The sequence below is a fragment of the Curtobacterium sp. MCPF17_051 genome (genome assembly GCF_003234595.1).
Classification (GTDB): domain Bacteria; phylum Actinomycetota; class Actinomycetes; order Actinomycetales; family Microbacteriaceae; genus Curtobacterium; species Curtobacterium flaccumfaciens.
The window spans coordinates 1-5552 of sequence record NZ_QKSE01000033.1 but is presented as its reverse complement, the minus strand read 5'-3'; the positions used below and the strand labels follow the sequence as shown (position 1 = coordinate 5552).

The 5552-nt window shown below is 55.5% G+C and carries 3 rRNA genes; all 3 read left to right on the top strand.

What is annotated here, in order from left to right:
• Positions 1 to 188 precede the first annotated feature (188 nt).
• Positions 189 to 1710: ribosomal RNA gene (locus tag DEJ35_RS16900) — 16S ribosomal RNA — on the top strand.
• 431 nt (positions 1711 to 2141) lie between these two features.
• Positions 2142 to 5269, top strand: a 23S ribosomal RNA gene (locus tag DEJ35_RS16895).
• A gap of 158 nt (positions 5270 to 5427) precedes the next feature.
• Positions 5428 to 5544: ribosomal RNA gene (rrf, locus tag DEJ35_RS16890) — 5S ribosomal RNA — on the top strand.
• Together the 16S, 23S and 5S rRNA genes form the textbook arrangement of a ribosomal RNA operon.
• The last annotated feature ends 8 nt before the right edge of the window (positions 5545 to 5552 follow it).

Below are 5552 nucleotides of genomic sequence, written 5' to 3'. Positions count from 1 at the left end.
AGTGCGTCTGGTCCTTGAGAACTCAACAGCGTGCACATTGTCAATGCCAATTTATTGATTGACCTCGTGCCTGGTCGGTTTGCCGATCGGGTCATGAAGCAATTCCTTTTGGATTGAAGATTGTCAGTAGACAGTCAACAGTCAGAATCAACTCGGTCTGATGCCTTCGGGTGTTGGGTCTGTATTTTTTTACGGAGAGTTTGATCCTGGCTCAGGACGAACGCTGGCGGCGTGCTTAACACATGCAAGTCGAACGATGATGCCCAGCTTGCTGGGTGGATTAGTGGCGAACGGGTGAGTAACACGTGAGTAACCTGCCCCTGACTCTGGGATAAGCGTTGGAAACGACGTCTAATACTGGATATGATCACTGGCCGCATGGTCTGGTGGTGGAAAGATTTTTTGGTTGGGGATGGACTCGCGGCCTATCAGCTTGTTGGTGAGGTAATGGCTCACCAAGGCGACGACGGGTAGCCGGCCTGAGAGGGTGACCGGCCACACTGGGACTGAGACACGGCCCAGACTCCTACGGGAGGCAGCAGTGGGGAATATTGCACAATGGGCGAAAGCCTGATGCAGCAACGCCGCGTGAGGGATGACGGCCTTCGGGTTGTAAACCTCTTTTAGTAGGGAAGAAGCGAAAGTGACGGTACCTGCAGAAAAAGCACCGGCTAACTACGTGCCAGCAGCCGCGGTAATACGTAGGGTGCAAGCGTTGTCCGGAATTATTGGGCGTAAAGAGCTCGTAGGCGGTTTGTCGCGTCTGCTGTGAAATCCCGAGGCTCAACCTCGGGCTTGCAGTGGGTACGGGCAGACTAGAGTGCGGTAGGGGAGATTGGAATTCCTGGTGTAGCGGTGGAATGCGCAGATATCAGGAGGAACACCGATGGCGAAGGCAGATCTCTGGGCCGTAACTGACGCTGAGGAGCGAAAGCATGGGGAGCGAACAGGATTAGATACCCTGGTAGTCCATGCCGTAAACGTTGGGCGCTAGATGTAGGGACCTTTCCACGGTTTCTGTGTCGTAGCTAACGCATTAAGCGCCCCGCCTGGGGAGTACGGCCGCAAGGCTAAAACTCAAAGGAATTGACGGGGGCCCGCACAAGCGGCGGAGCATGCGGATTAATTCGATGCAACGCGAAGAACCTTACCAAGGCTTGACATACACCGGAAACGGCCAGAGATGGTCGCCCCCTTGTGGTCGGTGTACAGGTGGTGCATGGTTGTCGTCAGCTCGTGTCGTGAGATGTTGGGTTAAGTCCCGCAACGAGCGCAACCCTCGTTCTATGTTGCCAGCGGGTTATGCCGGGGACTCATAGGAGACTGCCGGGGTCAACTCGGAGGAAGGTGGGGATGACGTCAAATCATCATGCCCCTTATGTCTTGGGCTTCACGCATGCTACAATGGCCGGTACAAAGGGCTGCGATACCGTAAGGTGGAGCGAATCCCAAAAAGCCGGTCTCAGTTCGGATTGAGGTCTGCAACTCGACCTCATGAAGTCGGAGTCGCTAGTAATCGCAGATCAGCAACGCTGCGGTGAATACGTTCCCGGGCCTTGTACACACCGCCCGTCAAGTCATGAAAGTCGGTAACACCCGAAGCCGGTGGCCTAACCCTTGTGGAAGGAGCCGTCGAAGGTGGGATCGGTGATTAGGACTAAGTCGTAACAAGGTAGCCGTACCGGAAGGTGCGGCTGGATCACCTCCTTTCTAAGGAGCATCTGGTCAGTGCTGGTCGCTCATCATGGGTGGTTGGTTGCTGGTCCAGGCGCCTGATTCGGACCGAACGTGTCCGACGGGTAGCTCATGGGTGGAACATTGACAGTGCAGTTGGGAGTGATGCTTCCGACCTCAGTACGCTCTGCTTGCAGGGTTGGGACGGGTCGAAGGTGGAGCTGCTGGCTGGTGCACGTTGTTGGGTCCTGAGGGACCAGGCTTCCTGCTGACGCGTGAGTGTTGGTGGGGGTTGGGCCTACGGGTCCTTCGTCGGGCCAGGGCGAACCTACCGTTGTGGTGGGGGAGTGCTGGTGCCGATCGTATGTTGAGAACTACACAGTGGACGCGAGCATCTTTGATTCGCGTCATCCATGATCAGCCTTTGGGTTGGTGTGGTGACGTTGGATCGCAATTTTAATCTTTGTGGTCAAGTTTCTAAGAGCAAACGGTGGATGCCTTGGCATCTGGAGCCGATGAAGGACGTAGAAATCTGCGATAAGCCTCGGGGAGCTGATAATCGAGCTGTGATCCGAGGATTTCCGAATGGGGAAACCCCGCCAGGCGTTTTGCGACCTGGTGACTCCCGCCTGAATATATAGGGCGGGTAGAGGGAACGTGGGGAAGTGAAACATCTCAGTACCCACAGGAAGAGAAAACAACATGTGATTCCGTGAGTAGTGGCGAGCGAAAGCGGATGAGGCTAAACCGATCATGTGTGATAGCCGGCGGGCGTTGCATGGTCGGGGTTGTGGGACACGTCACTCAGTTCTGCCGGACTGGGACGGTTACAGCGCATCATAGTCGAACCGGTTTGAAAGCCGGGCCGTAGTGGGTGCCAGCCCCGTAGACGAAATGGTGTTATGGCCGGATGTGTATCCCAAGTAGCACGGGGCCCGAGAAATCCCGTGTGAATCTGTCAGGACCACCTGATAAGCCTAAATACTCCCAGATGACCGATAGCGGACAAGTACCGTGAGGGAAAGGTGAAAAGTACCCCGGGAGGGGAGTGAAATAGTACCTGAAACCGTTTGCTTACAAACCGTCGGAGCCTCCTTAGTAGGGGTGACGGCGTGCCTTTTGAAGAATGAGCCTGCGAGTTAGTGATATGTGGCGAGGTTAACCCGTGAGGGGCAGCCGTAGCGAAAGCGAGTCTGAATAGGGCGTTTGAGTCGCATGTTCTAGACCCGAAGCGAAGTGATCTATCCATGGCCAGGTTGAAGCGACGGTAAGACGTCGTGGAGGACCGAACCCACTTCAGTTGAAAATGGAGGGGATGAGCTGTGGATAGGGGTGAAAGGCCAATCAAACTTCGTGATAGCTGGTTCTCTCCGAAATGCATTTAGGTGCAGCGTTGCGTGTTTCTCGCCGGAGGTAGAGCTACTGGATGGCCGATGGGCCTCAACAGGTTACTGACGTCAGCCAAACTCCGAATGCCGGTGAGTGAGAGCGCAGCAGTGAGACGGTGGGGGATAAGCTTCATCGTCGAGAGGGAAACAACCCAGACTACCAACTAAGGTCCCTAAGCGTGTGCTAAGTGGGAAAGGATGTGGAGTTGCACAGACAACCAGGAGGTTGGCTTAGAAGCAGCCACCCTTGAAAGAGTGCGTAATAGCTCACTGGTCAAGTGATTCCGCGCCGACAATGTAACGGGGCTCAAGCACACCACCGAAGTTGTAGATTTCGCACTATAGACAAGCCTTCGTGGTTCAGTCGTGCGGAGTGGTAGGAGAGCGTCGTGTGGCGAGTGAAGCGGCGGAGTGATCCAGCCGTGGACGCTACACGAGTGAGAATGCAGGCATGAGTAGCGAAAGACGGGTGAGAAACCCGTCCTCCGAAAGACCAAGGGTTCCAGGGCCAGGTTAATCCGCCCTGGGTAAGTCGGGACCTAAGGCGAGGCCGACAGGCGTAGTCGATGGACAACGGGTTGATATTCCCGTACCGGCGAACAACCGCCCAAGCTAATCCAGTGGTGCTAAGAGTCCTAACCCGGTACAACCGGATCCCTTCGGGGTGATGGTGGCCGGTCTAACGCTCGACCCCATGCTGGTGCGGTTAGCGTATGAACAGGTGTGACGCAGGAAGGTAGCTGAGCCAGGCGATGGTATCCGTAAGGTGAACCTGGTGTAAGGATGTAGGGCTGACGATAGGCAAATCCGTCGTCTGTGTGCCTGAGATCCGACGCGTACCCGTAAGGGGAAATCAGTGATCCTATGCTGCCGAGAAAAGCATCGACGCGAGGTTGCAGCCGCCCGTACCCGAAACCGACTCAGGTGGTCAGGTAGAGAATACCAAGGAGATCGAGAGAATCGTGGTTAAGGAACTCGGCAAAATGCCCCCGTAACTTCGGGAGAAGGGGGGCCGGACACGTGACCGGATTTACTCCGTGAGCGTTGAAGGCCGCAGAGACCAGTGGGAAGCGACTGTTTACTAAAAACACAGGTCCGTGCGAAGTCGCAAGACGATGTATACGGACTGACGCCTGCCCGGTGCTGGAAGGTTAAGAGGAAGGGTTAGCCTTTGGGCGAAGCTCTGAATTTAAGCCCCAGTAAACGGCGGTGGTAACTATAACCATCCTAAGGTAGCGAAATTCCTTGTCGGGTAAGTTCCGACCTGCACGAATGGCGTAACGACTTCCCAGCTGTCTCAACCGCGAACTCGGCGAAATTGCACTACGAGTAAAGATGCTCGTTACGCGCAGCAGGACGGAAAGACCCCGTGACCTTTACTACAGTTTGGTATTGGTGTTCGGAGTGGCTTGTGTAGGATAGGTGGGAGACTGTGAAGCGGGCACGCTAGTGTTCGTGGAGTCATTGTTGAAATACCACTCTGGTCACTTTGGATGTCTAACGTAGGACCCTGATCGGGTTCATGGACAGTGCCTGATGGGTAGTTTAACTGGGGCGGTTGCCTCCCAAAGAGTAACGGAGGCGCCCAAAGGTTCCCTCAACCTGGTTGGCAATCAGGTGGCGAGTGTAAGTGCACAAGGGAGCTTGACTGTGAGACTGACAGGTCGAGCAGGGACGAAAGTCGGGACTAGTGATCCGGCAGTGGCTTGTGGAAGCGCTGTCGCTCAACGGATAAAAGGTACCTCGGGGATAACAGGCTGATCTTGCCCAAGAGTCCATATCGACGGCATGGTTTGGCACCTCGATGTCGGCTCGTCGCATCCTGGGGCTGGAGTAGGTCCCAAGGGTTGGGCTGTTCGCCCATTAAAGCGGTACGCGAGCTGGGTTTAGAACGTCGTGAGACAGTTCGGTCCCTATCCGCTGCGCGCGTTGGAAATTTGAGAAGATCTATCCCTAGTACGAGAGGACCGGGATGGACGAACCTCTGGTGTGTCAGTTGTTCTGCCAAGGGCACCGCTGATTAGCTACGTTCGGACCGGATAACCGCTGAAAGCATCTAAGCGGGAAGCCGTCTTCGAGATGAGATTTCCATGCACCTTGAGTGTGAGAGGCTCCCAGCAGACTACTGGGTTGATAGGCCGGATGTGGAAGCGGGGACTAACGACCCGTGGAGCTGACCGGTACTAATAAGCCGAAGACTTGATAACACACTGATTTCCGTGCACTTGTTGCACGGGCTCGCGTCCACTTTGTGGTTCCCGACAGACGATCGGGAATCGAAACTGAATACACCGCTCTGCCCTCTTCACGGGGGGCAGCAGCTGGGACAGCTTTGAGACCAACAGTATGATCTGGTCGAGAGTGTTCCGGTGGTCATAGCGAGAGGGAAACGCCCGGTCACATTCCGAACCCGGAAGCTAAGCCTCTCAGCGCCGATGGTACTGCAAGGGGGACCTTGTGGGAGAGTAGGACGCCGCCGGACTTAACGTA